The sequence below is a fragment of the Streptomyces sp. NPDC003393 genome, from assembly GCF_053589015.1.
In genome coordinates this window covers 34,760-61,711 of the sequence record NZ_JBSFRB010000023.1, presented here as the reverse complement: position 1 = coordinate 61,711, position 26,952 = coordinate 34,760, and the positions used below count along the sequence as shown (strand labels likewise).

Sequence of the window (26,952 nt, the reverse complement as noted above, 5' to 3'; positions counted from 1 at the left end):
GGAAGACGCCTCAGTAAGGGAGTGGACTCCTCGCAGCGACTGGGCCGTCACCGTCGGAGTGTCCAGCGCATCATGGCCCGGCTCGCCGCCTGCTGCCGCCTCCACCGACGAGACGGAGGACGCAGGGTGCCAGGTTCGAGGGCGTGCGGGCGGTGGCTGATCATCGGCCCTTCCGTCGGGTTGTGCCCGCCCTTGACCGGATTCCGCTTCTCCGGAGGATGGGGGCCGAGAGCGGGTCTGCGTGGTGAAGTATGGGTCTCCGACAACTCCGCACGCAGGGAGCGTTTCTTGCGATGACCACACAGCCCGCACGCCCCGAGCGCGGCGGTTCCGAGACCGCCTCGCTTATGGACGTCTCGCCGTTCAAGCCTTCGCTCGTCAAAACGGTGTTCAGGGACGTGACTTGGATGCACGTCTCCCGGTCGGCCGCGTGGGCTGCCGCGTCGGTGACGCGGACAGTGCTGACGGAGATCATCGACGGTGCGAGGAGAGCGGCGGCGGAGGAGTCCCGGAAGAGGCTGATTCCCGGTGACCTCCTCTCGGCGATCGACCGGAACGTCGAGCTCGAGGTGGGGAACAAGTGGTACGACCACAGCCCGACGTTTCGAGGCCTGACCGGTGTGCTGTACGACGCCGAGGGCACCATCGTGCCTCCTCGTAGGCGCAGTACGTCGCGCAGACCGAGTGCTGTGGCCGGCGCCCACAGGTTCGAGGCCGGGGTCAGGAAGCTGCTGCGGAGCCAGGGGGCGACGGCCGTTCCGGCGATGGTGCGCGATCTGGACGGAATCGCGAGCGTGTTCCTGACGGACCTCGCTCGGGACGCGGCCAGGGTCGTCCGCGAGGGTGGGGTCAAGCGTGTCGGTACGGTCGCCCTGGTGACGTCAGGTCAACCGGCTCCACACCCCTTTCCCAAGGATTCCCTTGGGGCCCTGTCCACCCGCAGGGGGGACGGGCGGACCATCGGCAGGGATGACATCCTGGCCGCCACCACGATTCAGTTGTTCGGCGGCAAACTCAGGCAGCGAGCCCTCACCGAAGCACGCACGGTGACACGGAATATTTCGGGCGGCTGAGCAGGTGCGACGGGCGTCCCGCCGACGGGGAGGATTGATCGTGTTGTCCGACCCGGAACGCCGGCGGGCCGTCACCGCACCTCATCTTCACGCACTTGTTCGCGCCGGCGCCGCGTGCAAGGGCGGCGCGTGCGTTCAAGCGCACCGAGGATCACGCAGCCTGATCCACTGCAATCGATCCCCAGGTCTCTCAGGTGGAGTTAAGATGACGCCATGACTGCCGGGTTGGCCTTGCGCCGCACACAGAACGGATACCCGGCCGGCGTTTGATCCGGACGCGGGCCCGTGGCCCGCCTCCCTCGTCACGGTTCACCCCCTCCGCATGCCGGACAGACCGGCATCGCGCGGCTCGTAAACGTGACGACAAGGAGATCAAAGACATGAGCTGGCAAGAGTTCCTCACCAACCACCACGTCGGTGACGTGGTCGACGGCATCACCGTCTCCCAGGCCCCCTTCGGCACCTTCGTCGAGATCGACGGGTTCCACGGGCTCGCCTTCGAGCAGACCTGGCCGGTCGGAGACCGCGTGACCGTCCGCATCCTCGCCATCGACGACGTACGGCAACGGTTCAGCCTGGCCGCTGCCGCATAGTGCCGTGGTGCCCCGCCCCACGAGGGCGAGGCGGGGCACCATGTTTCCCGCTCCAACACCCCCTGGGTCACGTCCCCATAGTGGTGGCGGATCACCGCGGGGCTCAGCGGCAGGTGAGGGCCGAGTACGGACCGCTGCTCGTCGTGACGGTTCGTCACCGCGCCGGGGAGGCCGCGATCAAGATCGTGCCCGAGCGGTCTTCGAATTTCGGGTGTCCGGCCCGGTGATGGCGATCTCCGCATGAAAGCGCGGTGGACGGTGGTCGCCGCCTCCACCCAGCCGCCGGCGATGCGGACGAACGCGTCCGAGCCGGTGAGCACCGCGTCAGGGACGTCACACGTAGTAACGAGCGATGATCTCCAGACGCGCCACTTCGTCGGGTCCGGGATAGGTCACCAGTACGGGCAGCCCACTGGGGTCCCGGCCCTCGATGAGCGTGAAGCCATCACCCTGCCGTGTGTCGACACGGGCGGAGCGGGCTCTGAGCACGCGCTCGCACCGTCGGAAGTCGTCGAGGTCGTTCGCCGTCCAGACGACGTACTGTGCGCCGACGTGACCCACCGGGTGCAGCGCTTTCGGGCCCACAGCGCGAAGGTATACCTGGAAGCCGCCCTGGCCCACGAGCAGCGCGGCCGTGGAGTTGCGCACCGTGACCTCCATCTTCAGCAGGTCCCGGTAGAAGTCCGCCGATGCGTCGTGGTCATGGACGAACAGCACGACCGAGGCCGGACGCGGCCCGTACGCCTCTGGTTCCGTACCGATCTGCTCCGAAGGAGCCGGAAGCGGCGCAGGCCGTGAGCCGGAGGGTACGGATTCAAGTGGACGTTCCATGGAGACCCCTCCGCCTTCGACCGTTGTACGAGATTCCTGCACAATTTCCAGTCTTTTCCCACGCTACCCGGCACGCGCCCTGGCCGCCGAAGCCAGGCGGCCGGCCCGGACCCGATCCGGCTTGGGCACTACATGTGCAGCGCCAGGTCGCGGTGACGTGAGCTCAGTGGCGGGCGAGACGTCGGTGGGTGGTGTGGTGCGGGTGTGCCGCCTCGGCTCCCAGGCGGTCGATCTTGTTCGCCTCGTAGTCGGCGAAGTTCCCCTCGTACCAGAACCAGGCCGCACCCCCTTCCCAGGCCAGGATGTGGGTGGCTGTGCGATCCAGGAACCACCGGTCGTGGGCGGTCACCATGACACAGCCGGGGAAGCCGAGCAGGGCATTCTCCAGCGAGGCCAGGGTCTCCACGTCGAGGTCGTTGGTCGGCTCGTCGAGCAGCAGCAGGTTTCCGCCCTGTTTGAGGGACAGTGCGAGGTTGAGGCGGCTCTGCTCGCCGCCGGACAGCACACCGACCGGCTTCTGCTGGTCGCGTCCCTTGAAACCGAAGGTCGCCACGTAGGCGCGCGAGGGCATGTCGCCGCACGGGACGCGGATGTGGTCCATCCCGTCCGACACCGTCTCCCACACGGTCCGGTCCGGGCGCAGTCCCGTACGGGCCTGGTCGACGTACGCGATCCGTACGGTCTCTCCGATGCGCAGTCGGCCCGCGTCGGGCCGCTCCTGGCCGGCGATCATCCGGAACAGAGTGGTCTTGCCGACGCCATTGGGGCCGACGACACCCACGATGCCGCCGCGCGGCAGCGTGAACGAGAGGTCCTCGATGAGCAGCCTGTCGCCGTATCCCTTGGTGAGGCCGTCTGCCTCGACGACCAGGCGGCCCAGGCGGGGGCCGGGCGGAATCTGGATCTCCTCGAAGTCGGGGCGGCGTGCTTTCTGCGCCTCGGCCACCAGGGCGTCGTAGCTTTTCAGACGCGCCCGAGACTTCGCCTGTCGCCCCCTGGCACCGGAGCGAGCCCAAGCCAGTTCCTCGGTCAGGCGCCGGTGGAGCTCGGCGTCCCTGCGTCCCTCGATTCTCAGGCGCGCCGCTTTCGTCTCCAGGTACGTGGAGTAGTTGCCTTCGTACGCATGGATGTGCCCTCGGTCGACTTCCACGATCTTCTGCGCGAGGTGGTCGAGGAAGTACCGGTCGTGGGTGACCACCATGACCGCGCCGGGAAAGGCGATGAGGTGCTGTTCCAGCCAGGCCACGGACTCGGCGTCGAGGTGGTTGGTGGGTTCGTCCAGCAACAGCAGGTCCGGCTGGGAGAGCAGCAGCCTGCACAGCGCCACCCTGCGGCGCTCGCCGCCCGACAGCAGCCGCACGGGGACGTCGGGCGGCGGGCAGCGCAACGCGGCCATCGCCTGGTCGAGCCGTGCGTCCAGGTCCCAGGCTCCGAGGTGGTCGAGCGCTTCCTGCAGGGCGCCGAGTTCCCCCAGCAGACGGCCGGTCTGCTCGTCGCCTGCCTCACCCAACCGGTCCGTGACCTGGGCGTAGCGCCTGAGCATGCCCCGTACGCCGGCCACCGCCTGCTCGACGTTCTCCCGGACAGTCGCCTCCTCGTCCAGCCGGGGCTCCTGCGAGAAACCCGACAACGACACCGGCGGCGGTGTGCACCGATCCGCTGGTCGGCCGCTCCCGGCCCGCTGCGATCCGCAGCAGTGTCGACTTCCCCGCGCCGTTCGGCCCCACCACCCCGACCTTGGCTCCGGCCCGGACGCTCAAGGTGACGCCATCGAGGACGGCTTTCCCGCCGTGGACCATGCCGACGTCGTGCAACGCGCTGACGTCCACTGTGCCTCAGCCTCCCGTGAGGGCCCGGAACTGCCACGAGCCCGGGCGGTCCGGTGGATTTGAGGTGGACTCCAAGCCGGAGAAGAAGACCGTCTCCCCTCGCCCAGATCCGGCGCGCCACCATGCGGCGCGTCATGTGCACGGGCGCGAGCGGCTCGCTCCGCCTGCTGGGCGGACAGGCGATGCTGTCGTCACCGGGCGGCATCGTGATGGTCGGCGCCTGAAGTCGTCACGCCCCGTCCGAGAATGCGCGTGCAGGTCAGCTCGTGCGGACCGCTTTCCGGAGCCGGGTGAGTGCGGCTGTGACCAGAAACCTGGACGCCGGCCTCATGCTCGACGATGTCGGCCGGCGACCGCCGACACCCACCGTCTGCGCACCGTGTTGATCAGCCCCCGTGCGAGAAGCTACCGGCCGACATCGGCTCCGCGTGGATCGCGGACGGGAGACTCGGACAGCGCCGCCTGGCGCAGGTGTTCCGCGAGCGCCGCGGTCGCCACCGACGCCGCCCGGTCCTTGATGCCCCAGGCCAGCAGGTGGTGGCGGCGTGCCCAGGGCTCCTGCAGTTCGCAGACGTCGAGACGTCGGTGGGGATCGATGGCGCGGCGCGGTACGACGGCGAGCCCGGCGCCGGCGACGACAAGGGAGACCAGGACATTCAGGTCGGCGACCGTGGTGCGGTAGCGCACCACCGGGGCGTGCGGCCCGAGGCGCTTCTCGATCCAGCGGCGCAGCGAGGAGTCGGCGTCGAGGCCGACGAGAGGGTGCTCGGCGACCTCGCTGTACGTGAGCGCGGTCCTTCCGCTGAGGATCCCTCCCGTCTGGCCGATCACGACGAGGGAGTCGTCGCCCAGGGGTTCCATGCGCAGGCCGCAGTCTCCGGCCTCGTTGTCGAGGACGACCCCCAGGTCCGCCTCGCCGTCGGCGAGCATCCGGACCGTCTGCGGGGTGCGGCTCTCGGACACCGTGACATCGGTGTCCGGGTGGGCGCGGAGGAACGAGATCAGGGCCTGCGGCACGAGCCGGTGCATCGCGGAGCCGCCGCCCAGCAGGATCAGCGGAGCGGTCGGGGACCGGGTGTAGCTCGCGACGGCGCTCTCGAGCCGCGCGGTCCGGTCGAGTACGTCGCGGGCGTGGCGGGCCAGGGTCGTCCCCGCCGGAGTCGGCCGCACGCCCCGTCGGCCGCGGATCAGCAGGGCCACGCCGGCGTGGTGTTCCAGCGAGCGCACTCTGGCGCTGGCCGAGGGCAGGCTCAGGTGCATGCGCTGAGCGCCCGCAGTGATCGACCCCTCGGTGACGATGTGGAGGAACAGACGCAGGTCATCCAGGTCATAGCGCACCGCCCCAGCCTATGGCACAGCCTTAGGCCGGGTTATTGGATTCCGCATTGTGGAAGCGTTCGTCCACGGTGAAGCTCGACAGGTGATCGAGTTCCCGCTTGTCCTGCTGGCCGGTGTCGCCGCCGGAGTCCTCAACGCCATGGGGGGTGGAGGGACGTTCGTCGCCCTGCCCGCTCTCGTCGCCTTCGGCCTGCCCCCGGTCACGGCCAATGCGGTGTCGCGGGTCGCCCTCGTACCCGGCGCCGTGGCCAGTGCGTGGGTGTACCGGCACGAGCTCACGCGCATCGGAGCCACCTCCACGAAGGCGCTGACAGCGGTCAGTGCGGTCGGCGGAGGCGTCGGTGCCGGTCTGCTGCTGGTGCTGCCCGCGTCGTCGTTCGAGGTCGCGGTGCCGTGGCTGCTCGCCTTCGCCACCGTGACCCTCGCCTGCGGACGCCACCTCTCCCGGGCGTTGAGCAGCGCACTGGGCCGTTCCGTCGACCTGAGCTCACGAGGCGTCCTGATCGGACAGTTCTTCCTGGCCGTGTACGGCGGGTACTTCGGCGGAGCCGTAGGCATCATGATGCTGGCCCTGTGGACCATCGGCCTCCGCCTCGACGCCGCGGCCGGCAACCCGATGCGGGTCACTCAACTCGCGGCCATCTATCTCAGCGCAACGGCGCTGTTCCTCACCGCCTCGGACGCGCTGAGCGCTCCGCTGCTCCTCACCGCCATGCTGGTCGGCGCGGTGGCCGGTGGCTTCGTCGGCGCCCATCTGGCCCGTCGTCTTCCCGCCCGGCTGCTGCGCGGCATCCTCCTGTCGACCGCCGCGATCACGACGGTCCTGTACTTCCTTCGCGGTTGACCACATCGGAAGTCGCGGCGATCACTGCCGGCTTCGGGAAGCGTGCCGCAGTCCGCATCGGCCGGCACGGGCCGGGCCGGGCCCCGACAGCACCACCCGCGCCGGGCACTGTCCCTTTCCGACGCGCGCCGTCGCAACCGGCGGGGCCTGGACGAGCCCATGATCAGCCGCCGTTCGTCTCAGCCGTCAGGCGCGCACCGTTGAGCACAAGCAGGCCCCCGGATAGCGTGCGCCGCACCATCCGCGACGCATGGGGGTTACACACATGTCCGCACCGACGCGACGCTCGGTCATCGGCACGTTAGGCGCCCTCGGGCTCGGCACGGCACTGGGCGCCCTGGACGTTCCCGCCGCGCACTCGGCCACACGCTTCGACACGGCGGAGGCACTCGCCGCACTCGACAGGCGACTTCCCCGCCACGCAGACCAGTTCCGGCTCAACCTGATCGACGCGAACGACGGCACCGACCGTTTCCGGGTCTTCGGGACCCGGGGCCGCGTCGAGGTGCACGGCACGACCCCGGCGGTCCTGCTCACCGGGGTCCACTGGTATCTGAAGTACGTGTGCGGGGCGCACATCTCCTGGACCGGCACCCAGTTGGAGCTGCCGCGTACGCTGCCGGCACCGGGCCGCACCCTGGAGCGGTCGACGACGCTGCCCCACCGGTTCGCCCTCAACGACACCAACGACGGCTACACGGCGCCGTTCGCCGACTGGGCGTACTGGGAGCGCGTGATCGACGTTCTCGCGCTGCACGGCTGCAACGAGGTGCTGATCACCCCGGGCGCGGAGGCTGTCTACCACCGCGTGCTGCAGGACTTCGGGTACAGCGACGCGGAGGCCCGCGCCTGGCTCCCGGCCCCTACGCACCAGCCCTGGTGGCTGCTGCAGAACCTGTACGGGTACGGCGGCCCGCTCTCGCCCCAGCTGATCGCCGAGCGCGCGGGGTTGGGACGCAGGATCGTGGACCGGCTGCGGGCGCTGGGGATGAGACCCGTGCTGCCGGGCTACTACGGCCACGTCCCCAAGGGCTTCGTGGAACGCAACGGCGGCGACGCGCACGTCGTTCCGCAGGGCACCTGGTCGAGCGGGTTCGAGCGGCCCGACTGGCTCGATCCACGTACCACGTCCTTCGCACGGGTCGCCGAGTCGTTCTACCGGCACCAGCGGGACCTGTTCGGGGAGATCGACGCCTTCAAGATGGATCTGCTGCACGAGGGCGGCACCGCCGGCGACGTGCCCATCGACGGCGCGGCGCGCGGCGTGGAGGCGGCCCTGCAGAAGAACCGGCCGGGCGCCACCTGGGTCATCCTCGGCTGGCAGTCGAACCCGCTGCCGGCGCTGCTAGATGCCGTCGACAAGAAGAAGATGCTGATCGTCGACGGCGTCTCCGACCGCTACGCGTCGGTGACCGACCGTGAGAGGGACTGGGGCGGCACCCCGTACGCGATCGGCACCATCCCCAACTTCGGCGGGCGCACCACGATCGGTGCCCGCGCACACATCTGGAACGAGAAGTTCTTCGCCTGGCGCGACAAGCCGGGCAGCGCGCTCGCGGGCACCGCCTACATGCCGGAGGCCACGCACCGCGACCCGGCCGCCTTCGAGCTGTGGTCCGAACTGGCGTGGACCGAGCAGAAGGTGGACCGCGCTCATTGGTTCGCCGGGTACGCCGAGTTCCGTTACGGGCGCCGCGACGATGGTGCCCGCGCCGCCTGGCGTGCGCTGTACGAGACGGCGTACCAGCACACGGCGGTCGAGCACTCCGACCCGCACGACTCGCTGTTTGCCGCTCGCCCCGACCTCACCACCGACCGTGCCAACTACTGGGGGCCGCGTGCCCTGACCTTCGATCCGGGCCGCTTCGACGCCGCGCTGAGCGGACTGCTGGCTGTGGCCGGGGACTTGAGGCGCAGCTCCGCATACCGCTACGACCTGGTCGACGTGGCCCGGCAGGCTCTGGCGAACCGCAGCCGCCAACTGCTGCCCCAGCTGCGGGCCGCGTACGACGGCAAGGACCGGGCCTCGTTCAAGGAGCTCGCCACGCTGTGGCTGACGTTGATGCGGCTGTCGGACGAGGTGACGGGCACCGACCCGAACTTCCTGCTGGGCCCGTGGATCCAGGCTGCCCGGACGATGGGCACGAGCGAAACCGAACGCACCGAGTTCGAGCGCTGTGCCAAGGTCCTGATCACGGTGTGGGGCGACCGGTCCGTGGCCGACGCGGGCAATCTGCACGAGTACGCCAACCGCGAGTGGCACGGCCTGATGGGTGACTTCTACCTGCCGCGTTGGCAGAAGTGGCTGGACGAACTGCAGGACGCGCTCTCCTCGGGGCGCGAGCCGGAGGCGGTCGATTGGTTCGCGGTCGAGGAATCGTGGACACGGCAGCGCAAGGACTACCGGCTGCGGCCCTGCGGGGACGCGTACCGGACGGCCTCGCGGGTGCGGGACGTGCTCGCCCGGGCCCCGTACCAGGGCAGTGTGACGGTGACGGCCGAGCCGTCCTCGTTCCCGCCGGGTGGTCGCGCACGCCTGGCCGCCACCTTCCACAACATCAACGGGCTGCGAGCGACCGGCCGTGTCGACTTCACGCTCAAGGGCCTCGACGCGGCGCCCGAGCACGGCACAAGCCTGCCGCGCGTGGCAGCGGCCGGCCAGGGAACGGTCTCCTGGCAGGCGGCCGCACCGGCCGCGCCGCTGGACCAGCCGCTGCGCCCGCTGCCGTACACGATCGACGTGTGCTACGGGCCGCGAGGAGAGAAGCGGGTCACGTCCCGGCACCGGGGCACGCTGTTCGAGGTGGGCCCGCTGGCGGAGGGCTGGCGGACGTACAGCGACAACGCGGCCGTCATCGGGCAACTGGCGGACCGGTTCGCGATCGACGGCGGTGGCGCCGACCTGTGGAAGGCCACGACGGAGTTCGGCACCGCGTACCGCGAGGGCGCGTTCCGGGACGGTTCGTCGGTCGTGCTGCGGGTGGACGCGCAGGCGGTGACGGGCGCGTGGGCGCGGGCCGGGATCGTGGCCCGCAACCGTCTCGACGTGCCGAGCTCTCCTGGCTTCCTGAACCTGTCGGTGACCCCGTCGAACGGGGTGGTGTTGTCGTACGACACCAACGGCGACGGAACGCTGGACACCTACAAGCGGATCACCGGGATCAAGGCACCTGTGCTGCTGCGGCTGAGCCGGGCCGGCGGCGCGTACACCGGTGCCTGCTCCACGGACGGCGGGGCCACGTGGCAGACCGTCGCGACGGTGTCGGTGCCCGGTGCGACGGTGGCGCAGGACGTGGGCCTGTTCATGACGGCGGCGAACGGCGGCAGCGGGGCCCGCGGCACGGTCGAGTTCAGCGGCTGGACGCTCACGTAGGCGGCTTGAGGCGGCCGGAGGGGGTCCCTGGACCGTCGAAGGCCGCCCATCGACCCGGTGACCACCGCACCGTCGATCGGATGACCGCCGCAGCCGGGTGGGGCCGTCGGCACCGTGGTCCGCGAACTCGTCGCCCAGGGCCACTCCCCCGGTCGTGCCGCGGACGGGCCTGCGGTCAGGGCACCGACTGGTGGCCACGTCGCCGCGATGCGGGGAGGCGGACCGTGGTTGCCACCGTCGCCGGAACGAGTTGCCTCCCGGCCGGGCCGGGGCCCTGACCTTTCGCTGCCTCGGCGGCCTACCGGGTGAAGCGATCGAACGCGAAGGGGGCGAGGTCGAGGGTGCTGGCGCCCTGCGTGGCCAGTTCGGCGAGCGCCTCGCCGATCGCCGCGGAGTGCTTGAAGCCGTGTCCGGAGCAGGGAGAGGCGACCAGAACGCGCTCGCTTCCCGGCAGACGGTCGATGACGAACGCCTCGTCCGGCGTGACGGTGTACATGCAGACCTGGGAGTGTGCGGCGCGAACGGACACCCCCGGCAGCCGGCCGCCGATCATGGTCTGGTGGAAGCCGGCCGCCTCTTCCGCGGCGACGGTGCGATCGAGGCTGTCCGGGTCGGGGGTGCGGTGCTCGAGCTGTCCGGTGGCCACCTTGATCGTCGCGCCGTCGAGGGAGGGGAAGCCGTAGAAGTACTCCTCGGCGCGGCTCACTCCCTGCCAGATGAAGGTGGGGAAGCGCCCCGGGGAGAAGTCCTGCCCGGAGTCCTCGACGCCGAACCAGTGCAGGACCTGGCGGTAGACGCCGAAGAGGCGAGCGAGTCCGGGATCGTCGAGCAGGCCGGCCAGCCACCCGCCCGCGCACAGCACGACCTGGTCGGCCGTGTACGTGCCGACGTCGGTGCGCACGGTCACGGCCGACGCCGACGGCTCGACCGCCAGGACGTGCTCGCCACGGTGCAGCCGCGCACCGTACCGCTCCGCCAGCTCCAGTTGGGCCTTGATCGCGGCCTCGGGGCGGACGAGACCACCACCCGGCTCCAGCAGGCCCACGCGGGTGTCCTCCACACGGAACTGCGGGAAACGGTCCCGCAGCACCGCAGCGTCCAGCAGCTCGTACTCGATGCCGTAGGCGGTCGCGGCCCGCTCGTGCACGGCGAACGCCCGCGGATCGGCGGCACTGTCGGCCAGGTTCAGTACGCCACACGCGGTGAGCACCGAGGTGCCGGTCTCCGCCTCGATGCGCCGCCACCACTCATGTGAGCGCACCGCCAGCGGCGCGTACTCAGCGCCTTCCAGAGTCAGCCGACGGGTGATCCTGCTTTCGCCGTGGCTGGAGCCGAAGGCGTGCGCCGGGCTGTGGCGGTCGATACCCAGTACCTCGACCCCGCGCCGCGCGAGCTGGTGGATCGCGGCACTGCCCATCGCGCCCAGGCCCACCACGATCACGTCCATATCTGCCCCTACCTGCTGCTTCCCTTACCTCTGGCTCACCATACACATCGGGTCAGGACGGGCCGTCGGCCGTGATGCGTGACGGGGCGCCGACAGTCAGGGGGTCCGCACGGCAGTGCCGGCATGCGGGACGCCGTCATTGCATCGCGCGCATCCGCTTGATCTCGGCGGACTGCTGGGCGATGACGTCGTCGGCCATCTCCTCGATGCGGATGTTGTTGCCCTCGCCCTTGACGTCTGTGGCCATGGTCAGAGCGCCCTCGTGATGGGTGATCATCAGTCGGAGGAAGAGCGCGTCGAACTTCTCGCCGTGGGCGGCGCGCAGCTCGGTGAGCTGCTCCTCGGTGGCCATCCCCGGCATGGCCCCGTGGTCGTGCGCGTGGCCCGCCTGCTCCTCCGCATGCGCGTCCTTCAGCCAGCTGCGCATGGCCTCGATCTCCGGACCCTGTTCGGCGGTGATTCTTTCCGCAAGCCGCTTGACCTTTGCCGACTGTGCCTGGTCCGGGGCCAGTCGGGTCATCTGCAGAGCCTGGCGGTGATGGACGATCATCATCTGCGCGTAGGAGATGTCGGCCGTGTTGGGGGTGTCGTCCTGTCTCCGCCGCCGCTGTGCCTCGTCGGCGGAGAGCACCTTGTTCTTCTCTCCCGGCTTGCCCGGCGCGAGCACCGACGGGCCGTTCGCCGGGCGGGAGTCGGCATGCGCGGAGTCGTCGCCGGATCCGGAGTCGCAGCCGGTGACGGCGACGGCGAGCACGGTGAGCGCCAGCGGGGCGAGGACGCGGACGATCGTGCGGCGTGCGCGGGAGAAGGGCACAACAACCTCCGGCTTCGGATGAGTTGAGGTCGATCAGTCCTGGGGCAGAGCAGGCGCGTCGCTCGTGTTCCCCCGTGCCGGCACGCCGATCCGCACGACCGGGCAAGACCGTTTCCTGACAGTCTCGTTACCTCCTATTGATATGTGCATGGTGCAGACGATACTTCAAGGGTCGGAGAACAGTTCCCGTTTCAACGGAACTTCACGGAGGACGTAGTGACCCTGCGCCATACGACCCGAATACGCCCCAGACGCCTGGGAGTCGCCGCCACCGCGGCCGGCCTCCTGGCCGCGCTGCTCACGGCGGTTCCGGCGACGGCCACCCCCGGACCGGGAGACGGCAAGAACTCGTCCAAGTCGGTGTCCGAGAGCACCGAGGCCGAGGTCAGAGCGGCCATCGCGAACGAGGAGATCCCCGCCCCCGACGAGATCGTCCACTCGGACAACATCAAGCACGTCGCCCACGTGCCGAAGGCGGGCCTGACGGACTTCAACACCGACCTCGCCTTCCAGGGCAAGTACGCGTTCGCCGGCAACTACGACGGCTTCCGCATCTACGACATCAGCAACCCGAAGAAGCCCAGGACCGTCTCCGAGGTGCTCTGCCCCGGTTCGCAGAACGACGTCTCGGTCTCCGGTGACCTGCTGTTCCTGTCCACCGACTCCTCGCGCAGCGACAACTCCTGCAACAGCACCACGCAGCCCGCGACCGAGAAGTCCTCGTGGGAGGGCATGAAGGTCTTCGACATCAGCGACAAGGCCAACCCGCGCTACGTCGCCGCCGTCGAGACCGCCTGCGGTTCCCACACGCACTCGCTGGTGCCCACGGCCAAGAACGTCTACATCTACGTCTCCTCCTACTCGCCGCGCGCGACCTTCCCCGACTGCCAGCCGCCGCACGACGGCATCTCGGTCGTCAAGGTCCCGCGCAACGCACCGGAGAAAGCCGCCGTCGTCGGCTTCCCCGTGCTCTTCCCGGACGGCGGCAACCCGGGAGACCAGGGTAGCAGCGCCACCACCGGCTGCCACGACATCACCGCCCTGCCCTCCAAGGGCATCGCCGCCGGCGCCTGCATGGGCGACGGCATCCTGATGTCCATCAAGGACCCGGAGCACCCGAAGGTCATCGACCGCGTCGAGGACAACGTCAACTTCGCCTTCTGGCACTCCGCGACCTTCAACCAGAAGGCCGACAAGGTCGTCTTCACCGACGAGCTCGGCGGCGGCGGCGCGGCCACCTGCAACGCCGAGATCGGCCCGAACCGGGGCGCCGACGGCATCTACGACATCGTCGGCAAGGGCGAGCACGCCAAACTGGTCTTCCGCAGCTACTACAAGATCCCGCGCCATCAGGCGGACACCGAGAACTGCGTGGCCCACAACGGGTCGCTGATCCCGGTGAAGGGCAAGGACATCATGGTCCAGGCCTGGTATCAGGGCGGTGTCTCCGTCTGGGACTTCACCAACTCCTCGCACCCGAAGGAGATCGCCTACTTCGAGCGGGGTCCGATCAGCGCCGACCAGTTGGTGCTCGGCGGTTCGTGGTCGGCGTACTACTACAACGGCTACATCTACTCCAACGACATCGACAAGGGCTTCGACGTCCTGAAGATCTCCGACAAGCGGACCGACCCCGCGAAGAGGATCAGGATGAAGGAGCTCAACGTCCAGACCCAGCCGGACTACTTCGACTGACCACCCTCCCGGCCGGCCCCCGGGGCCGGCCACCCGGGGACGGCCACCCGGACGCGCGGAAGTGACAGATCACTGACGTGTGCGCCGCCCGGGCGTCAGGTTCTCTCGGCGTCCGGGCACTCGCCGGTGTCCCGCAGGAACCGTTCGAGCGCCTCCTCCAGGACGTCGGGTCGTTCCAGATGGAGGTCGTGCCCGGCCCCGGGGACGCTCAGGGCGACCGTCTCGGGCCGTTGCTGGAGCATCCTGTCGCAGTCCTCCGGGGCGATGATGCCGCCTTGCCCGAACACGGCCAGCGTCGGGCAGGTGAGGCCGGCCCACTCGTCCCAGTAGGAACGCCGGGCGTTCTCGGCCAGGGAGTCGACCATCACGTCGCGGTCGAAACGCGGCCACCATGCGCCATCACGTTCCTCCAGTCCGGCGGCCCAGCCCTCGCCGACCGGGCCGCCACCGAAGAACGTCGCTGCGGCCTGCCTCGACGGGAACGGGACCGGCCACGAGTCGAGCCACCTGCCGATCTCAGCGGGAACATTCGGACTCGCCCCGCCCGGTCCGGCCTCGACGAGCACGAGCGCGTGGACACGGTCGGGATGCGCGGCGGCGGTGAGCATGGCGGTGTGGCCGCCGAGCGACTGGCCGATCAGGACAGCCTGCCGGCGGCGCAGTTGATCGAGGACCGCGATGACGTCGGCGACGTATGCGGCGCGCGAGCGGTCGTCAGGGCGCCGCTCGCCGGCACCGTGGCCACGCTGGTCCAGTGCGACGACACGGTGCCGGGGGCTCAACTGCCGTGCGATCGCGACCCATTCGCCCGCATGGCCGGCCAGTCCGTGCAGCAGGACAACGGGGCGCCCCGCTCCGACCCAGTCGCGACAGGAGATGCGTACGCCGTCGCGGACAACGGTGCGCTCGGACCAGGTCATTCGGCCCCCCTCGAAGGTGTCGGGCGGGTGCGTGTCGGCGGTGGTCAGGGTAGGCGGTGAGCTCCGTCATCGCCTGGCGCTCGAGCGCTGACCTGCGCGTGACCAACCGCGGGAGGCCACGATGCCTGTGCGGCTCTTGAGGGCGGCGATGCGCCCCCTGGGGAAGGCCCGCTCGATGCGCCGGAACGCATACGGAGCGATACGTCACGCGCGGCCTCACATCCGGGATCTCAGCACGTCGACCTCACAGCCCGGCGCGAAGGCGTCGAAGCCGTGCTCGAGCAGCCAGCGAACGTTCAGCAGGCTTCGCAACGACCACCAGGCGTGGATCACCTCCAGGTCGATGTCGCTGCCGTAGCCGGCGATGACGTCGTCGAGGTGCTCCTCGTGCCCGAGCGTGAAGGTGGCGAGGTCGTACAGCGCGTCACCCTGGCCCGCTTCGGACCAGTCGATGATGCCCGTGACCTCGTCGCCGTCGACGAAAACGTGGTCGATCTGCAGATCGCCGTGCGTGAACGCGGGCGTCCAGGGCCGGAGGGCGGCCTCGGCGACCCGGCGGTTTCGGGTGACCAGGTCGGCGGGCAGGACGCCGTTCCTCACGAGCGACTCGCACTCGTCGTCGAGTTCCGCCGCCAGCGCCACGATGTTCCGGCCGGCCCGGCCCGGCCGGGGCGGCAGCGGTGCGTCGTGCAGTTTCCGGATGGCGGCGCCCGCCGCGGCCCACGCCGTCGGCGACCCGGTCGACGGCCCGCCGAGACGCCCGAGCGTCGTGCCCGGGAGTGCGGCGGTCGCGAGAACGGGCGGCTTGCGCCACAGCACCTGCGGGGTCGGGACCGGCGCGAGGGACATCGCCTCGACCTCGACATCAATGCGCGCCTGATCGGGGTCGACCTTCAGGAACACGTCGCCGACGCGCAGAGTCGCGCGCTCGGAATGAGCGACGACGACTTCGACCCCATCCATGGGTGAGCAGTATCCCGGCGATGTTCGCCGACGTCGCCGGGTTTTTCACGGGCCGTTACGCGGCGAACGCCCGTGACTGACGCCGAGATGCTGTGCGCCGTGCGATGTCGGCGTGGACGAGGGGTCGGGGCGGAGGCCGAGCAGCGCCCGGCGCGAAGCCTCGGTGACGACCTCGACTCCGGCCGGGGGGCCGAGCGCAATGGCCACGGCGACGGCGTCACGCCACGGCGATCGCGGCCACCGCCGGATCCGGTGCAGGCAAGCCTTTTTACGGAATTATGGCTTCCACCATGGCGTATGTGATCTTGTCATGATCAGATCGGGGAATGCTCGGTTTTCTCATCCGGCTCCTGCCCTTCTGGGTCCGCGAGCCGCTGCTCATCGTGCTCGGGTCCGTACTCGGCGTACGCATCATGTATCTCGGGGTCCAGGACCACGAGTGGGTCGCTATCGGTCTCGGCACCGTGTTCCTCGTGTTCACGGCGATCCGCGTCACTGTGGTGGTCCGTGCGCTGCGCGCACGCCGGAACCGGGGCCCCGCGGCGACACACGTGGACACCGCGGGCGCGGCAGGGGGCCATGCCGCCGGGACGCAGATTCAGGTTCCCGGGGAAGCCGGGCCTCACCCGGACCCGGCCGCTTCGGACAAGGCCACTGCGGCGAGAACCGTTGCGGAGCAGGCCGTTCCGGCGAGGACCGTTCCGGAGAAGGAGCCCAACATGTGGCTCCAGGCCGGCGCGGCCGTGGCCGTGTTCGCGGCGATCGGGGCCGCGGTATGGCTGCTTCCGGACACGATGACGTCCGCCGCCGGCGCGCCGAAGCCCGCCTCGTGCCCGAGCGGGGAACACGAGGAGCTGCCCCAGGCCTACCGCCGGAACTCCCGGGCCGTGACCGGCGACGAGCTGTGCAAGGCGCTCAACCGGCCCGACCTGGCCCAGCTCCTCGGTACGCCCGGTGAGATCCCGGACACGGTCTCGGGCACCAGCGGCACCGCTCCCCTCACCAACGGGAAGATCGCCCTCCCGGAGGCCAAGGTCGCGTTCGGCACGTACACCGTGAACCTCTCGGCCACGTACAACGAACTGACGACCGCCCAGTACGTGAAGCTGATGAAGTACGGGGACGAGCAGGACGTCCGGACGCTCACCGTCCTCGGCCGGCCCGCCATCCTGTCCTCGGACCACACCATGAAGATCGAGATCAGGTTCGGGGCCGACGCGACCGGCGGTAGCGGCGGGCCGGTCGAACAGGGCCCCCTCGCCAGGACGCTGACCGTTGCCCTCGACCGGAAGGACCGGGGCGGCTACTACGACATCACCGTGTGGAGCGAGACCGGAGCGCTCCCGGACGACAGCCGTCTCACCGCCATCGCCGAGAAGGTCATTCCGACGATCCCCGAACGACCCGCTCGATTGGATGCCGCGACCCGATAGGGCCCGTAAGGCCGCTGCCGGTCCGGCGGCAGCGGCCTTCCTCCTCAGCCCAGGTCGAAGGTGTTGGGCAGGCCGAGCCGGTAACGCACTTCGTCGATGCGCTTGAGGGGCTCCAGTTCCCGGGGACGGTACAGCTCCCAGATACGGCACCGTTCGGCGTTCGAGCCGTCCTCGTCGAGCAGCGCGTTGACGGCCCGTCGCGCCGACTCGTTGGCGCCTTCCATCGTCGCCAGGTCCACGTCGGTGCGGACGTAGTCTCCGGCGAGGAAGAAGTTCGGTACGGCGGTCTTCGCCGACGGGCGGTTGTAGAGCGTTCCCGTGGGGTGGATCAGCAGCTGCTCACGGTTCTGCGGGTCGGGGCCGCCGAGCCCTGTCACGGCCGGGTCCATGAACCAGCCGAGCCGGTCCGCGTCCGTCAGCGTCGTCTTGCCGGGGTCGTTCAGGGCGTCCTTCAGTTGCGCCCAGCACTCCTCGACGATCTCCTCACGCGTGCACTCCCGGGCCGTCTTGCCGTACAGGATGCCCGGCCGGTCCCACTCCGAGACGATCGCGGACAGGCAGTCGTGGGCGCGTCCGTCGCCGTAGTCGTCCGAGAAGTTCCGTACGTCCCAGAACTGCGCCTGCCCGATCGCCGTCACCGACCAGGGTGAGTCGAGGCAGTTGATGTGCCCGTGGACGACGGGGGTCGGCGTGCGGAGGTAGAACTGCACACCGGTCATCCAGTCCGTCCGCAACGCGTCGCACCGGGCGAGTTGCGGGTCGGCCGCACGGAGGGCGACGCCCCAGGTGCGTCGGGCGTGCTCGACGGGCATGGCGCTGACGTAGTGGTCGGCGGTGACGGTACGTTCGTCGCTCCCGTCACGGGCGGAGACCCTCACGCCGGTGACGCGCCCGCCCGCGTACAGCACCTCCCGCACCTGCGTGCCGAGCACGAACCGGACGCCCAAGGTGCGCAGATGCGCGGACCAGGGGTCGATCCACGCCTCGCTCGTGGGCGCGTTGAGCACCCGGTCGATGTCCGCGTCGCCGTCCATGCCACGGCCGAGCAGCCCCCACAGCAGCAGCGCCTCGATGATGACGCGGCCGACGGTGCGCGTGGAGGCGACCTGGGCGCGGGTGGCGACGAGGTTGCGGGTCTGCCCGATCCCGAGGAGCGTCCGGTACTCCTCGCTCATCCGCTCGGCACGGATGAACTCCCACCAGGAGGTCTTCTCCCACTGGTCTTCGCGGCGCGCGTCACAGCTGGTGAGATGGACGAGGACACGGTCGGCGAAGTAGGCGGCCTCGTACGCGGGCAGCCGGCTGCCCAGGTCGAGGACGGAGAGGATCTGGTCGCGGATCCAGGACGGGGTGATGTCGCCGGGCGCGGGCGGGGTGGTGGCCCGCCTGAGGGGGAAGTGGAGGTCCGGGCGGCCCGCCTCGCGGGCGAAGAGCGCCTCGGTGCCGCCGTGCAGGTTGTCGTGGACGCCGCCCGCGTTGCCCGGGAAGGGGATGCGGCGCATGGTGTCCGGCAGGTTCCGGTAGAAGCCCGGGAAGAAGCGGAAGCCGTGTTCGCCGGGCAGGGGACTGCGGCCGCCCGTGCCGGTGTGGGGGACGTCCATCGAGCGGGCCTTGCCGCCCAGGACGTCGTAGTACTCGTAGACGGTGACGGCGTAGCCGCGTTCGGCGAGTTCCTGGGCGGCGCTGAGTCCGGAGACGCCGCCGCCGAGGACGGCGACGCGCTTGCCGGTGGCGGTTGCGGCAGCGGCGGCCCCCGGCCATAACGCGAGCGCGCCCACCGCGCCGCCGGCACCCGTCAGGAGGCGTCTGCGGGTTGTTCCCTGGTGTTCTGTTGTCATGGATACGGGAGGGTAGGCAGAGCGGAGACGCGGCGACAGGTCACCGTTCGGTCGCCCACGGCATCCTCACAAAGGTGCGGGATTCGTCCGGGAGTGGTTGCCGACCTGGTCTTCGTGATCCGCGGCGATGCCCGAACGGAGACTCACCCCTCCCCCGGCTTGATAGGCAAGTGATGACTTGCCTATGGTGGGGGCGTGCCGGACGATGTGTTCAAGGCGCTGTCCGACCCGACCCGCAGAACGATCCTCGACGAGCTGACGGAGCGGAACGGGCAGACCCTCTTCGAAATCTGCGCGCGGCTCACCATGAAGCACGGGCTGGGACTGTCACGTCAGGCCGTCAGCCAGCACCTCGCCGTGCTGGAGGCCGCGGGGCTGGTGACGACACGGCGCGAGGGCCGCCACAAGTTCCACAACCTCACCACCGAACCGCTCGAGCAGATCGTCTCGCGCTGGCTCAAGCCGCAGGAACCGGAGACCAGAAAATGAAAATCTACGTCGCCCACGTGTTCGTCGACGACCAGAACAAGGCCGAGCGCTTCTACACCGACGTGCTCGGCTTCGGGAAGAAGAACGACGTCCCCCTCGGCGGCGGCGCCCGGTGGCTGACCGTCGTATCGCCCGAGAACCCGGCGGGCCCCGAGCTGCTCCTGGAACCGTCCGGCCACCCCGCCGTCCCGCCCTACAAGGAAGCACTGGTCAAGGACGGCATCCCGGCCACCTCCTTCGAGGTCGAGGACGTGCACGAGGAGACGGCGCGCCTCCGCGAGAAGGGCGTGATCTTCACACAGGAGCCGGCCGACATGGGCCCGGTCACCACGGCCGTCTTCGACGACACCTGCGGCAACCTCATCCAGATCGTGCACCACAACGCCTGATGAAAGAGCCCGGGCGACGCTGGGCGGGCGGATTCCGGGGGCCTTGCCGATCACGCGGCAGGTTCGACGTGAGGGGCGGCGAGGGCGCATCACCGGATGAGGAGTGGCGAGGGAGCTCCACCGGATGAGGGGCCGACGCCGAGCGCCGACCCCACAGTTGAGGGTGCCTTGCCGGCAGAAGGGCCGGGACCTGCTCAACTCGGTCAGAAGACGAGTACGGGGCGGCCCCGTACGCCTCCCGCCTCCATGAACGCATGTGCCTGCGCGGCTTCTTCGGGGGCGAAGGTGGCTGCGACGCGAAGCGTCAGAACCCCTGACTCCACGTGATCGCGCAGCGTGGTCAGGACGCTGGTGTCGCCCGAGTGCTCGACGACGTTCACCACGCGCGAGCGCAGTTCGCGGCCGGTCTCGGTGTCGACTGCCGGGCGCAGGGTGGCGATCACGCCCCCGTCTCGGACCGCGGCGCCGGAGGCCCCGGTGAACTGGGCCGTGTCGATCAGCCCGGCCACGCCGTCCGGCCGCAGGCGCCGAACGGCGTCGACGAACCCGTCTCCCCGTGGCACCAGGTGGTCCGCGCCCAGAGCGGCAACGAGGTCACGATCGCGTTCGGCCGCATCCGCGATCACGGTCAGCCCCGCGGCCTTGGCCAACTGCACCACGTACCCGCCGACCGCTCCGGCCGCTCCGATCACCGCGACGGTCGCGCCCGGCGCGACCTCCAGCAGTTCCACAGCATGCCACGCGGACACCCCGTTCATCAGTAGGGTGGAGGCTGCGGCCGGCGCCACGCCCCGCGGCGCCCGCACGACGGACTCCGCGGCGGCCACCACGTACTCCGCCTGCGCACCGAGCGTCAACCGCGGGACGACGAGTGCGAGCGTACTGGTCCCGACGGTCAATTCCGGGCGAACGTTTTCGCCGACCTCGTCGATCACGCCTGCGGCGTCCCACCCGACGACGTACGCGTCGGACGCCGGGAACGCCTCGGGCATGAGCTTGCGTATGGTGCCGGACCGAAAGGCGATGTCGGACGGGTTGATGTCCGCCGCTCCGACCCTGATCCGTACCTGGCCCGGACCCGCGTGCGGTTCCGGCAGATCCAGTACCCGCATCACCTCCGGGCCTCCGAATTCCGTGAACCCGACAGCTCGCATGGCCGCATCTCCGTGGTGTCGATCGGCAGGTCGCGGGACCGCGGACCTGGTGGCCACCGGGGGACCACGGCACCGAGCCTCACACCGACGGATACCGGGCGCCAGGGAGGGACGTCCCTATGGAATCCGGTACCAGGCACCCCACCCCTCCCCGGTGTGAAACGGGGGGCATGGGTGAGCGGAGCGGAGACACTGACGGCAACGATCTGGGTCAGTTCCTGCGTGCCCGCCGTGCCGCGCTCGACCCGCGCCGAGCCGGCCTGGCGCCCGGTGACGGCTTGCGTCGCGTGGCTGGTCTGCGCCGCGAGGGGCTGGCCCAACTGGCACACCTGAGCTTCGACTACGTCGTCCGGCTCGAACAGGGACGCACGCGCCGTGTCTCCGCCTCCGTCCTGGACGCGCTCGCAGACGCCCTCCGGCTCGATCACGACGAGCGTGCCTACCTCTCCCGCGAGGCTCGGAACAGCCGGAGCGATTGACAGGGGCGTCTTCCAAGGGTCGCGGAAATCCATGGACGGGCCCGCGAAAGATCACGTACTGTGTGGCTACACGCCCTGAGATGGATGGAAGGAGGCGAGTGCCGTGCGGTTCACACCTTTCCAGCGCTCCCCTTTCCGCTGTCCCGGCGTGGTTCGTCACTTCTGACCGGGAGCGCTCCAAGCAGCCTGTATCCCGGAGGAATCCATGACCGATCCGGTCATCCGTGCGCTCACCGCGAGCGACGCCCGTCTCTTCGACGAACTTCCCGACCCACTGGGCGCCCGTGAAGGCCATCGGCGTACCCGATTCCGCCCCGACTGGATGCGCGTCGCTCTGCGCGACGGCGAGGTCGTCGCACGCGGCGCATGGTGGGGCGGCCCCGACGACTCGGAGCCCATCAACATCAACTGGTTCGATGTGGCCGAGGGCGAGGCCAAGGCGGGGGCCGAGCTCCTGCGCTCCGCGCCCTGGCAGGTCGAACTCGAGATCAATCTGCCTGCCGGCTGGCGGGACAAGCCCGACCTGCGCTCTGCCGCAGAGACACGCTTCGCCGCCGCCCGAGCCGCCGGGTACGAACTCCTGGTGGAACGTTTCCTGTACCGCTGGACCCCGGAGCAGGGTCTGCCCGAGCGGCCGGGACGCCTGCGCTTCAGCGCCGAACCCGACGACACCGTGTTCTTCGACGCATTGCGCCGCATCCACTCCGTCACCCTGGACGCCCACGCGCTCAAGGCCGTCAAGGAGGGCGGCCTCGACCAGGCCGCCCAGGAGGAACTCGACTTCTTCCACTGGTGCCCCTCCCCACGGGAGTGGTGGCAGATCGCGCACACGCCGGAGGGCGACCTGGCCGGCATCCACATCCCAGCCCACAACCCCTCCGGCCCGACCATCGGCTTCATCGGAGTCGTCCCGGAACAGCGGGGTCACGGCTACGCCTACGATCTCCTCGCGGAGTGCACCCACTTCCTCGTCGAGGAGGGCGCAGAGTTCGTCACCGGAGGGACCGACCAGGGCAACTTCCCCATGGCCGCGAACTTCGCCAAGGCCGGCTTCCCCGTCGTCAGCGAACGCATCAACTTCCACCCGGCGCGCCAAGCGGCCTAGCGACGGGTAACACGCGGTGAGGGATCCGGGCCCGAGAACGGGCCCGGATCCCTTGTCCTTGACGTGCTGGATCTCTGCTGTGGCCGGCGGCCACCGTCTCGTGGTCAGTCCACACAACTCACGGTGGTCCCGGTGGACGCACCCGGTCTCGGACCGGCCTCAGCCAGCAGGATCACGATCTACAGCTGGAGTATCAGGTGAGCAACGGCCAGAGGTAGACCACTCCCACGATGCAAGCCGTGGCCGATCCGGCCATCCAGTACAAGGAAAAAGTATTGAGAGGCACCTTTTCCCAAGGTTTCGCCTCTTGTTCCGCAATGTCGGATGCGACCTTTTTCGCGACCGGGGCCAGCATGACGACGAACATCACCAGGGCACAACTGTAGAAATACAGGGTGTGCGAGACGGAATAGCCTTTTATCGCGGCATTGGGGAACAGGAACATCCAGCCGACCAGCGGGGCGATCACCATGCGCCGCTTCGCCTTGGGTGTCGGCATGCACCAGTACATGGTGACCATGTAGACCACGGTGGCGCCTGCCGCGATGAGCCACCAGTCGTCAGTGGTCAAGTGGTCGGGCATGTTCGCGGCTCCTCCTGCGGTGAAACACGACGTGGTGTCCTATGACCGAGAGCCCCGGCCGTAGGGTGCTCGCGCCGTTGACATCGGCGAAACGGTGATCGGCGTGAGGTCGGCGGCGCGTGGCGCCAGCCTCTCCTTCGTGACCCGTCATCCCCCACAACCGTTCCGGACCGTCATCTCGATCCGCGGGCCGAACGCACTCGATGAAGACTGCTCGAGCGAGCATACGTACCTGGCGTCCTGATGTGAGGGCCGACTTCCGGCAGCAGGACTCCGCTGAACTCTGCCACCTTCCGGCAATTGCTCACGCGGTCCCTGCAAGGTTCAACGCGCCGGCACAACCCTGTCGAACACCGTCCTCGGGTGGCCGGCCCGTACCGCACCCGCAACACGGTCTTCGAAGTCACTTCAGCTGTCTCGGCTTGTTCTCAGCCCTGATGTCCCTGGCAGCCGCGGCTTCCTCGGCCACGATGTCCTCCGCGACGGCCAGGACCTGCCGCAGGCTCGCTGGAGGGATCACGACACCGCCTGCGCTGTCCATGTAGACGTAGTCGCCCGGGTTCACGCACACGCCGGAGATCTCGACGGCCACGCCGAACGTGTGGGGCATGACCGTGTCCCCGCCCCAGCGGACCGCCTCGCCGGTGCACCACGTGGCGAAACCGTAGTCGCGCAGCTGGTCGAAGTCCCGGAGGCGGCCGTCCGCCAGTACGCCCGCCAACCCGATGCTGTCCGCCCTTGCGAGCTTGGTGCCCCCGCCGTGCGACACGTCGGAGTAGCCACCGCTGGAAAGTACGAGTACGTGTTCCGCGGCGGCCCCTTCCCCCAGCGCTCCGTAGAAGTAGTACTTGAAGTCGTGGCCCGTTTCTGTCAGATCCTCCCGGTACGGCAGGAAGGAGATGGTGGCCGCACGCCCGAAGAGGGGGCGAAGGGGATCGGGGCTCGCCATGGCGGGAATGTGAGCCCGGTGGCTGTAGACCCGGCCCATGGCGTCGACGAGCGTGGCGCATCCGAGGCGGGCGGCTCTCATGGCCAGACTGCTGTTCTTCATCGGTTTCTTTCCGTCATGTACGCCTGGATCACCGGCGGTCTTCGCGCGGCCCGACCACGCGGAAACTCGCCCTGCCGACATGGAGCACGCCGTCCGACAGCGGCGTGCACCTCACGCCTCCCTTCCCGCGCAGCGCGCGATGCGCGCCGGGTCCGATGACAGTGTTCATCCACGCGCACGGATGGGCGGCGCGGTTGACGGCGAGAGCGATGGGGCCGTCGCCGGTGTCGAGCTCTACGATCCAACCGACGTAGGCGTCGATGTCGACGCCTCGAAGCAGGATGTTCCGTCGCGTCTGTCGGAGATCGACGGCAGGATCGATGTCCGTGGGCAGGTTCTCTTCCGCCATGATGGTCACGGCCGCGTCCCGGTGCGCCGGCTGGGCGAAGTACCGGTCGCCGACGATTCCGAGCCGGCGGCGTACATGGATCTGCTCCACCAGCCCGCCGACGGCGTCCGCTGACGGCCCCTGGGCGGGCCGTCCGGAGTACCTGTGCACTGGCGACACCAGGAGCTGCACCACCTGCACCTCGTCCGGAGCAATACCTGGGGAACTCAAACCGAGCCAGGTCCCTTCTTCCTCGAATTACCTCGTGAATTTGCTGTCTCTGGATCCCTGTAATGGCCTCCGGCACGGAGCCTTTCCAGGACTCGCGCCGCCGTCTGCTGCGCCAAGCGCCTCGGCCGCCTCACCGCACAGTCACGGTCTCGTCAATTGGACGGATGAGGGCGAGCCGCTTTTCCCCTTCCCGGCTAGGGATGTGCAGTCATGACTACGGAGAGTAGTCCGCCGTCATGCCGGTTGGACCAGTCCTTGGCATGATAGTCAGCAGATCACGCTGTGCGCGTGGGCGTTCCCGGCACGACGAGCCGTGGAGGGGAGCGAGCCTGGCGAAACGGGCACCTACGACCAGACTCTCGGGGAACTGTGAGAGGCGAGAGGAGATCTCCATGGCCATGCGCCCCACGGCCCGCGGACTGAGCTCCGGAGGGATGACCGCGGCCCGGTACGGACTCGCGCTGAACCTCCTCAGCATCGGACGGCTGAAATTCGAATCCTACGAAGTCGAAAACATCCGTGCTGTGGTTGTCGCAAGCCCACTGCTCAGGAAACCACTGAAAATGCTTGGCGAGGAGAAGCTCGCCAGGGCCATCGGTCTCACCGAGATCGCCATCGGCGGGATGGTGTCGACCGGGCGTTGGGCGCCGCGGGTTTCGGCAACCGGTAGTCTGCTCGCCTCCGGCATGTTTGCCGTCACACTCAGTTTCCTGGCCACCACCCCGGAAGCATGGCACGTGCGGGAGCGGGGGCGAGAGCCCAAACTGTCGCCTGCGGGGCAATTCCTCATCAAGGACATCGTGCTTCTCGGAGCATCCATGATCACCGCTGCGGACTCGCTCAACCGGATCCGATAGCCGCGCCGGTGGATGACAGCGTGCGCCCATTGCGGTGAGGCGTGGCTCACTGCCGCGGGAGAAGACACCGCTCGTCAGCGTCATCGGTCATCGGTCATCGGTCATCGGTCATCGGTCATCGGTCATCGGTCATCGGTCATCGTGATTATCGACGAAGAGACACATCGACCGGATCCCGTCTGTCGCAGCTGCCGGCCGAGCACCACAGCGCCGCCGCATCATCGGCGTGAAACGGTCGCGAAGTGCGGTCGACGGTGACGCGGGAGTTCGAGGCGGCCAGGGTGCCGAGCAGAACCTGTCTGCGGCGTCTCCCACCGGTGCCTGCCGAAGGCCGACGTCCGCCGGCCGTTCAGAAGAGCTCGCGAATGACCTCGACCGTGCGAGTCAGATGGGGTTCGTCGCGGTCGGCGCGGTGGGCGACGGCCAGTTCGATCGAAGCCGCCGGGCGCACCAAGGGCCGGTAGGCGACACCGTCGAGCGCGAGCGCGGTCACCGGCTCGGGCACGACCGCGACTCCGAGGCCGCCGGCGACGAGGGTGATGAGCGTCGAGGTCTCTCCGACCTCGTGCCGGATGTGCGGCTCGACGCCGACCTCTCGGAGGACGCCGAGCACGACGTCGTGCATCACCGAGTGACGGTCCGCCGAGTGCATGATCAGGTCAAGGCCGGCAAGGTCGGCGGCGCGCACCCGGGTCTTCGCCGCAAGGGGATGCTCGGCCGGGAGTGCCACCACGAGGCGGTCCCGGCGCAGGGTGTGGACGGCGAGGGACGGGTCGGCCGCGGGCGGGCGCAGCAGGGCCACGTCGATCGCGCCGCTGCGCAGCGCCTCCACCTGAGCCGGGGCGAGCATCTCCCCGCGGAAGGAGAAGTCGATGCCCGGCAGTTCGGTGGCGAGGTGGCGCGACAGCGCCGGCAGCAGGCTGTACGTCGCCGAGCCGACACAGCCGAGGGTGAGATGGCCGACCGCACCGGCGGCGACCCGGCGGGCGTGGTGGGCGGCCTCGTCGACCTCGGCGAGGATCGCCCGTACCCGGTCCAGGTAGGCACGGCCGGCGTCGGTGAGGTCGACCCGGCGTGTGGTGCGGTGGAACAACGCGACGCCGAGCTCGCCCTCGAGCTGCCGGATCGCCTGCGAGAGCGGCGGCTGTGCCATGTGGAGCCGCTCGGCCGCACGCTTGAAATGGCGCTCTTCCGCGACGGCGACGAAGTAGCGGAGCTGGCGCAGATCCATAGTTCCAGCGTATCAATCGACGTCGATATTGATACTTCACAGTATCGGCGGTGCCGTCTAGCGT

At 69.4% G+C, this 26,952-nt stretch carries 22 protein-coding genes and 2 pseudogenes; 12 read left to right on the top strand and 12 right to left on the bottom strand.

Features of this window, described 5'->3' with window-relative positions; translation table 11 throughout:
* The first annotated feature begins 293 nt into the window (after window positions 1-293).
* Both ACWDUZ_RS22235 and ACWDUZ_RS22230 read left to right on the top strand, forming a co-directional pair.
* Window positions 294-1,073, top strand: coding sequence for a hypothetical protein (locus ACWDUZ_RS22235; RefSeq protein ID WP_451633531.1), 780 nt, complete (start codon window positions 294-296; stop codon window positions 1,071-1,073).
* A 380-nt stretch (window positions 1,074-1,453) separates the two neighbouring features.
* A complete protein-coding gene (locus tag ACWDUZ_RS22230) occupies window positions 1,454-1,666 on the top strand; it encodes a hypothetical protein (protein WP_451633530.1) in 213 nt (70 codons plus the stop codon).
* Window positions 1,667-1,999: 333 nt separating this feature from the next.
* Here ACWDUZ_RS22230 and ACWDUZ_RS22225 read toward each other — a convergent pair whose 3' ends face one another.
* The 3 genes and pseudogenes from ACWDUZ_RS22225 to ACWDUZ_RS22215 form a co-directional block, all read right to left on the bottom strand.
* Window positions 2,000-2,383, bottom strand: coding sequence for a VOC family protein (locus ACWDUZ_RS22225; RefSeq protein WP_451633529.1), 384 nt, complete (start codon window positions 2,381-2,383; stop codon window positions 2,000-2,002).
* 277 nt (window positions 2,384-2,660) lie between these two features.
* Window positions 2,661-4,296: pseudogene (gene ettA, locus ACWDUZ_RS22220) on the bottom strand (energy-dependent translational throttle protein EttA).
* Window positions 4,297-4,731: 435 nt separating this feature from the next.
* Entirely contained in the window at window positions 4,732-5,664 is a 933-nt protein-coding gene (locus ACWDUZ_RS22215; RefSeq protein WP_451633528.1) for a LysR family transcriptional regulator, read from the bottom strand.
* Window positions 5,665-5,746: 82 nt separating this feature from the next.
* Here ACWDUZ_RS22215 and ACWDUZ_RS22210 point away from each other — a divergent pair, with 82 nt between their 5' ends.
* Both ACWDUZ_RS22210 and ACWDUZ_RS22205 read left to right on the top strand, forming a co-directional pair.
* The gene (locus ACWDUZ_RS22210; protein ID WP_451633527.1) at window positions 5,747-6,508 is read left to right on the top strand and encodes a sulfite exporter TauE/SafE family protein; all 762 of its coding nucleotides are present in this window, start codon (window positions 5,747-5,749) and stop codon (window positions 6,506-6,508) included.
* Window positions 6,509-6,773: 265 nt separating this feature from the next.
* Complete coding sequence (locus tag ACWDUZ_RS22205; RefSeq protein WP_451633526.1) at window positions 6,774-9,881, top strand: alpha-N-acetylglucosaminidase; 3,108 nt, start codon at window positions 6,774-6,776, stop codon at window positions 9,879-9,881.
* A gap of 298 nt (window positions 9,882-10,179) precedes the next feature.
* On the opposite strand, the gene solA is transcribed toward ACWDUZ_RS22205, so the two are convergent.
* Together solA and ACWDUZ_RS22195 are read right to left on the bottom strand one after the other, a co-directional pair.
* Window positions 10,180-11,328 carry an N-methyl-L-tryptophan oxidase gene (gene solA / locus ACWDUZ_RS22200; protein WP_451633525.1) on the bottom strand — a complete coding sequence of 383 codons (1,149 nt, stop codon included), beginning with the start codon at window positions 11,326-11,328 and terminating at the stop codon, window positions 10,180-10,182.
* 136 nt (window positions 11,329-11,464) lie between these two features.
* Window positions 11,465-12,142, bottom strand: coding sequence for a DUF305 domain-containing protein (locus tag ACWDUZ_RS22195; protein ID WP_451633524.1), 678 nt, complete (start codon window positions 12,140-12,142; stop codon window positions 11,465-11,467).
* Window positions 12,143-12,358: 216 nt separating this feature from the next.
* Between ACWDUZ_RS22195 and ACWDUZ_RS22190 the strand changes: the two genes are divergently transcribed.
* A complete protein-coding gene (locus ACWDUZ_RS22190; protein ID WP_451633523.1) occupies window positions 12,359-13,837 on the top strand; it encodes an LVIVD repeat-containing protein in 1,479 nt (492 codons plus the stop codon).
* 95 nt (window positions 13,838-13,932) lie between these two features.
* Here ACWDUZ_RS22190 and ACWDUZ_RS22185 read toward each other — a convergent pair whose 3' ends face one another.
* Together ACWDUZ_RS22185 and ACWDUZ_RS22180 are read right to left on the bottom strand one after the other, a co-directional pair.
* Window positions 13,933-14,757: an alpha/beta fold hydrolase gene (locus ACWDUZ_RS22185; protein WP_451633522.1), complete on the bottom strand. Its 825-nt coding sequence runs from the start codon at window positions 14,755-14,757 to the stop codon at window positions 13,933-13,935.
* A gap of 216 nt (window positions 14,758-14,973) precedes the next feature.
* On the bottom strand, window positions 14,974-15,720 hold the full coding sequence (locus ACWDUZ_RS22180; RefSeq protein ID WP_451633521.1) for a phosphotransferase family protein: 747 nt from the start codon (window positions 15,718-15,720) through the stop codon (window positions 14,974-14,976).
* Window positions 15,721-16,046: 326 nt separating this feature from the next.
* Between ACWDUZ_RS22180 and ACWDUZ_RS22175 the strand changes: the two genes are divergently transcribed.
* Entirely contained in the window at window positions 16,047-17,153 is a 1,107-nt protein-coding gene (locus tag ACWDUZ_RS22175; protein WP_451633520.1) for a DUF6215 domain-containing protein, read from the top strand.
* A gap of 44 nt (window positions 17,154-17,197) precedes the next feature.
* Here the strand turns inward: ACWDUZ_RS22175 and ACWDUZ_RS22170 are convergent, their stop codons facing one another.
* On the bottom strand, window positions 17,198-18,991 hold the full coding sequence (locus ACWDUZ_RS22170) for a hydroxysqualene dehydroxylase (protein WP_451633519.1): 1,794 nt from the start codon (window positions 18,989-18,991) through the stop codon (window positions 17,198-17,200).
* A 195-nt stretch (window positions 18,992-19,186) separates the two neighbouring features.
* Here ACWDUZ_RS22170 and ACWDUZ_RS22165 point away from each other — a divergent pair, with 195 nt between their 5' ends.
* Window positions 19,187-19,480, top strand: a complete 294-nt coding sequence (locus ACWDUZ_RS22165; protein ID WP_451633518.1) for an ArsR/SmtB family transcription factor — start codon at window positions 19,187-19,189, stop codon at window positions 19,478-19,480.
* Window positions 19,477-19,869 carry a VOC family protein gene (locus ACWDUZ_RS22160; RefSeq protein ID WP_451633517.1) on the top strand — a complete coding sequence of 131 codons (393 nt, stop codon included), beginning with the start codon at window positions 19,477-19,479 and terminating at the stop codon, window positions 19,867-19,869. The genes ACWDUZ_RS22165 and ACWDUZ_RS22160 overlap by 4 nt, the downstream gene beginning before the upstream one ends.
* A gap of 203 nt (window positions 19,870-20,072) precedes the next feature.
* Here the strand turns inward: ACWDUZ_RS22160 and ACWDUZ_RS22155 are convergent, their stop codons facing one another.
* Window positions 20,073-21,023 carry an NADP-dependent oxidoreductase gene (locus ACWDUZ_RS22155; protein ID WP_451633516.1) on the bottom strand — a complete coding sequence of 317 codons (951 nt, stop codon included), beginning with the start codon at window positions 21,021-21,023 and terminating at the stop codon, window positions 20,073-20,075.
* 170 nt (window positions 21,024-21,193) lie between these two features.
* Here ACWDUZ_RS22155 and ACWDUZ_RS22150 point away from each other — a divergent pair.
* Both ACWDUZ_RS22150 and ACWDUZ_RS22145 read left to right on the top strand, forming a co-directional pair.
* Window positions 21,194-21,481 (top strand): annotated as a pseudogene (locus tag ACWDUZ_RS22150) (helix-turn-helix domain-containing protein); the annotation flags it as partial.
* Window positions 21,482-21,707: 226 nt separating this feature from the next.
* A complete protein-coding gene (locus tag ACWDUZ_RS22145) occupies window positions 21,708-22,607 on the top strand; it encodes a GNAT family N-acetyltransferase (RefSeq protein ID WP_451633515.1) in 900 nt (299 codons plus the stop codon).
* 193 nt (window positions 22,608-22,800) lie between these two features.
* On the opposite strand, the gene ACWDUZ_RS22140 is transcribed toward ACWDUZ_RS22145, so the two are convergent.
* Together ACWDUZ_RS22140 and ACWDUZ_RS22135 are read right to left on the bottom strand one after the other, a co-directional pair.
* Complete coding sequence (locus ACWDUZ_RS22140) at window positions 22,801-23,190, bottom strand: hypothetical protein (protein WP_451633514.1); 390 nt, start codon at window positions 23,188-23,190, stop codon at window positions 22,801-22,803.
* 403 nt (window positions 23,191-23,593) lie between these two features.
* Complete coding sequence (locus ACWDUZ_RS22135) at window positions 23,594-24,241, bottom strand: RraA family protein (RefSeq protein ID WP_451633513.1); 648 nt, start codon at window positions 24,239-24,241, stop codon at window positions 23,594-23,596.
* Between ACWDUZ_RS22135 and ACWDUZ_RS22130 the strand changes: the two genes are divergently transcribed.
* Together ACWDUZ_RS22130 and ACWDUZ_RS22125 are read left to right on the top strand one after the other, a co-directional pair.
* The gene (locus tag ACWDUZ_RS22130) at window positions 24,219-24,704 is read left to right on the top strand and encodes a hypothetical protein (protein ID WP_451633512.1); all 486 of its coding nucleotides are present in this window, start codon (window positions 24,219-24,221) and stop codon (window positions 24,702-24,704) included. The two genes, ACWDUZ_RS22135 and ACWDUZ_RS22130, sit on opposite strands and share 23 nt — an antisense overlap.
* A gap of 488 nt (window positions 24,705-25,192) precedes the next feature.
* Entirely contained in the window at window positions 25,193-25,657 is a 465-nt protein-coding gene (locus ACWDUZ_RS22125; RefSeq protein WP_451633511.1) for a DUF417 family protein, read from the top strand.
* Between the two features lie 349 nt (window positions 25,658-26,006).
* Here the strand turns inward: ACWDUZ_RS22125 and ACWDUZ_RS22120 are convergent, their stop codons facing one another.
* Complete coding sequence (locus ACWDUZ_RS22120) at window positions 26,007-26,888, bottom strand: LysR family transcriptional regulator (protein ID WP_451633510.1); 882 nt, start codon at window positions 26,886-26,888, stop codon at window positions 26,007-26,009.
* Between the last annotated feature and the right edge of the window lie 64 nt (window positions 26,889-26,952).

Coding starts and splice junctions, on each gene's coding strand:
- ACWDUZ_RS22235 (WP_451633531.1), top strand. CDS start 294: ATGACCACACAGCCCGCACGCCCCGAGCGCGGCGGTTCCGAGACCGCC.
- ACWDUZ_RS22230 (WP_451633530.1), top strand. CDS start 1,454: ATGAGCTGGCAAGAGTTCCTCACCAACCACCACGTCGGTGACGTGGTC.
- ACWDUZ_RS22205 (WP_451633526.1), top strand. CDS start 6,774: ATGTCCGCACCGACGCGACGCTCGGTCATCGGCACGTTAGGCGCCCTC.
- solA (WP_451633525.1), bottom strand. CDS start 11,328: ATGGACGTGATCGTGGTGGGCCTGGGCGCGATGGGCAGTGCCGCGATC.
- ACWDUZ_RS22185 (WP_451633522.1), bottom strand. CDS start 14,757: ATGACCTGGTCCGAGCGCACCGTTGTCCGCGACGGCGTACGCATCTCC.
- ACWDUZ_RS22180 (WP_451633521.1), bottom strand. CDS start 15,720: ATGGATGGGGTCGAAGTCGTCGTCGCTCATTCCGAGCGCGCGACTCTG.
- ACWDUZ_RS22175 (WP_451633520.1), top strand. CDS start 16,047: ATGCTCGGTTTTCTCATCCGGCTCCTGCCCTTCTGGGTCCGCGAGCCG.
- ACWDUZ_RS22170 (WP_451633519.1), bottom strand. CDS start 18,991: ATGACAACAGAACACCAGGGAACAACCCGCAGACGCCTCCTGACGGGT.
- ACWDUZ_RS22160 (WP_451633517.1), top strand. CDS start 19,477: ATGAAAATCTACGTCGCCCACGTGTTCGTCGACGACCAGAACAAGGCC.
- ACWDUZ_RS22155 (WP_451633516.1), bottom strand. CDS start 21,023: ATGCGAGCTGTCGGGTTCACGGAATTCGGAGGCCCGGAGGTGATGCGG.
- ACWDUZ_RS22145 (WP_451633515.1), top strand. CDS start 21,708: ATGACCGATCCGGTCATCCGTGCGCTCACCGCGAGCGACGCCCGTCTC.
- ACWDUZ_RS22140 (WP_451633514.1), bottom strand. CDS start 23,190: ATGCCCGACCACTTGACCACTGACGACTGGTGGCTCATCGCGGCAGGC.
- ACWDUZ_RS22130 (WP_451633512.1), top strand. CDS start 24,219: ATGGCCAGACTGCTGTTCTTCATCGGTTTCTTTCCGTCATGTACGCCT.
- ACWDUZ_RS22135 (WP_451633513.1), bottom strand. CDS start 24,241: ATGAAGAACAGCAGTCTGGCCATGAGAGCCGCCCGCCTCGGATGCGCC.
- ACWDUZ_RS22125 (WP_451633511.1), top strand. CDS start 25,193: ATGGCCATGCGCCCCACGGCCCGCGGACTGAGCTCCGGAGGGATGACC.
- ACWDUZ_RS22120 (WP_451633510.1), bottom strand. CDS start 26,888: ATGGATCTGCGCCAGCTCCGCTACTTCGTCGCCGTCGCGGAAGAGCGC.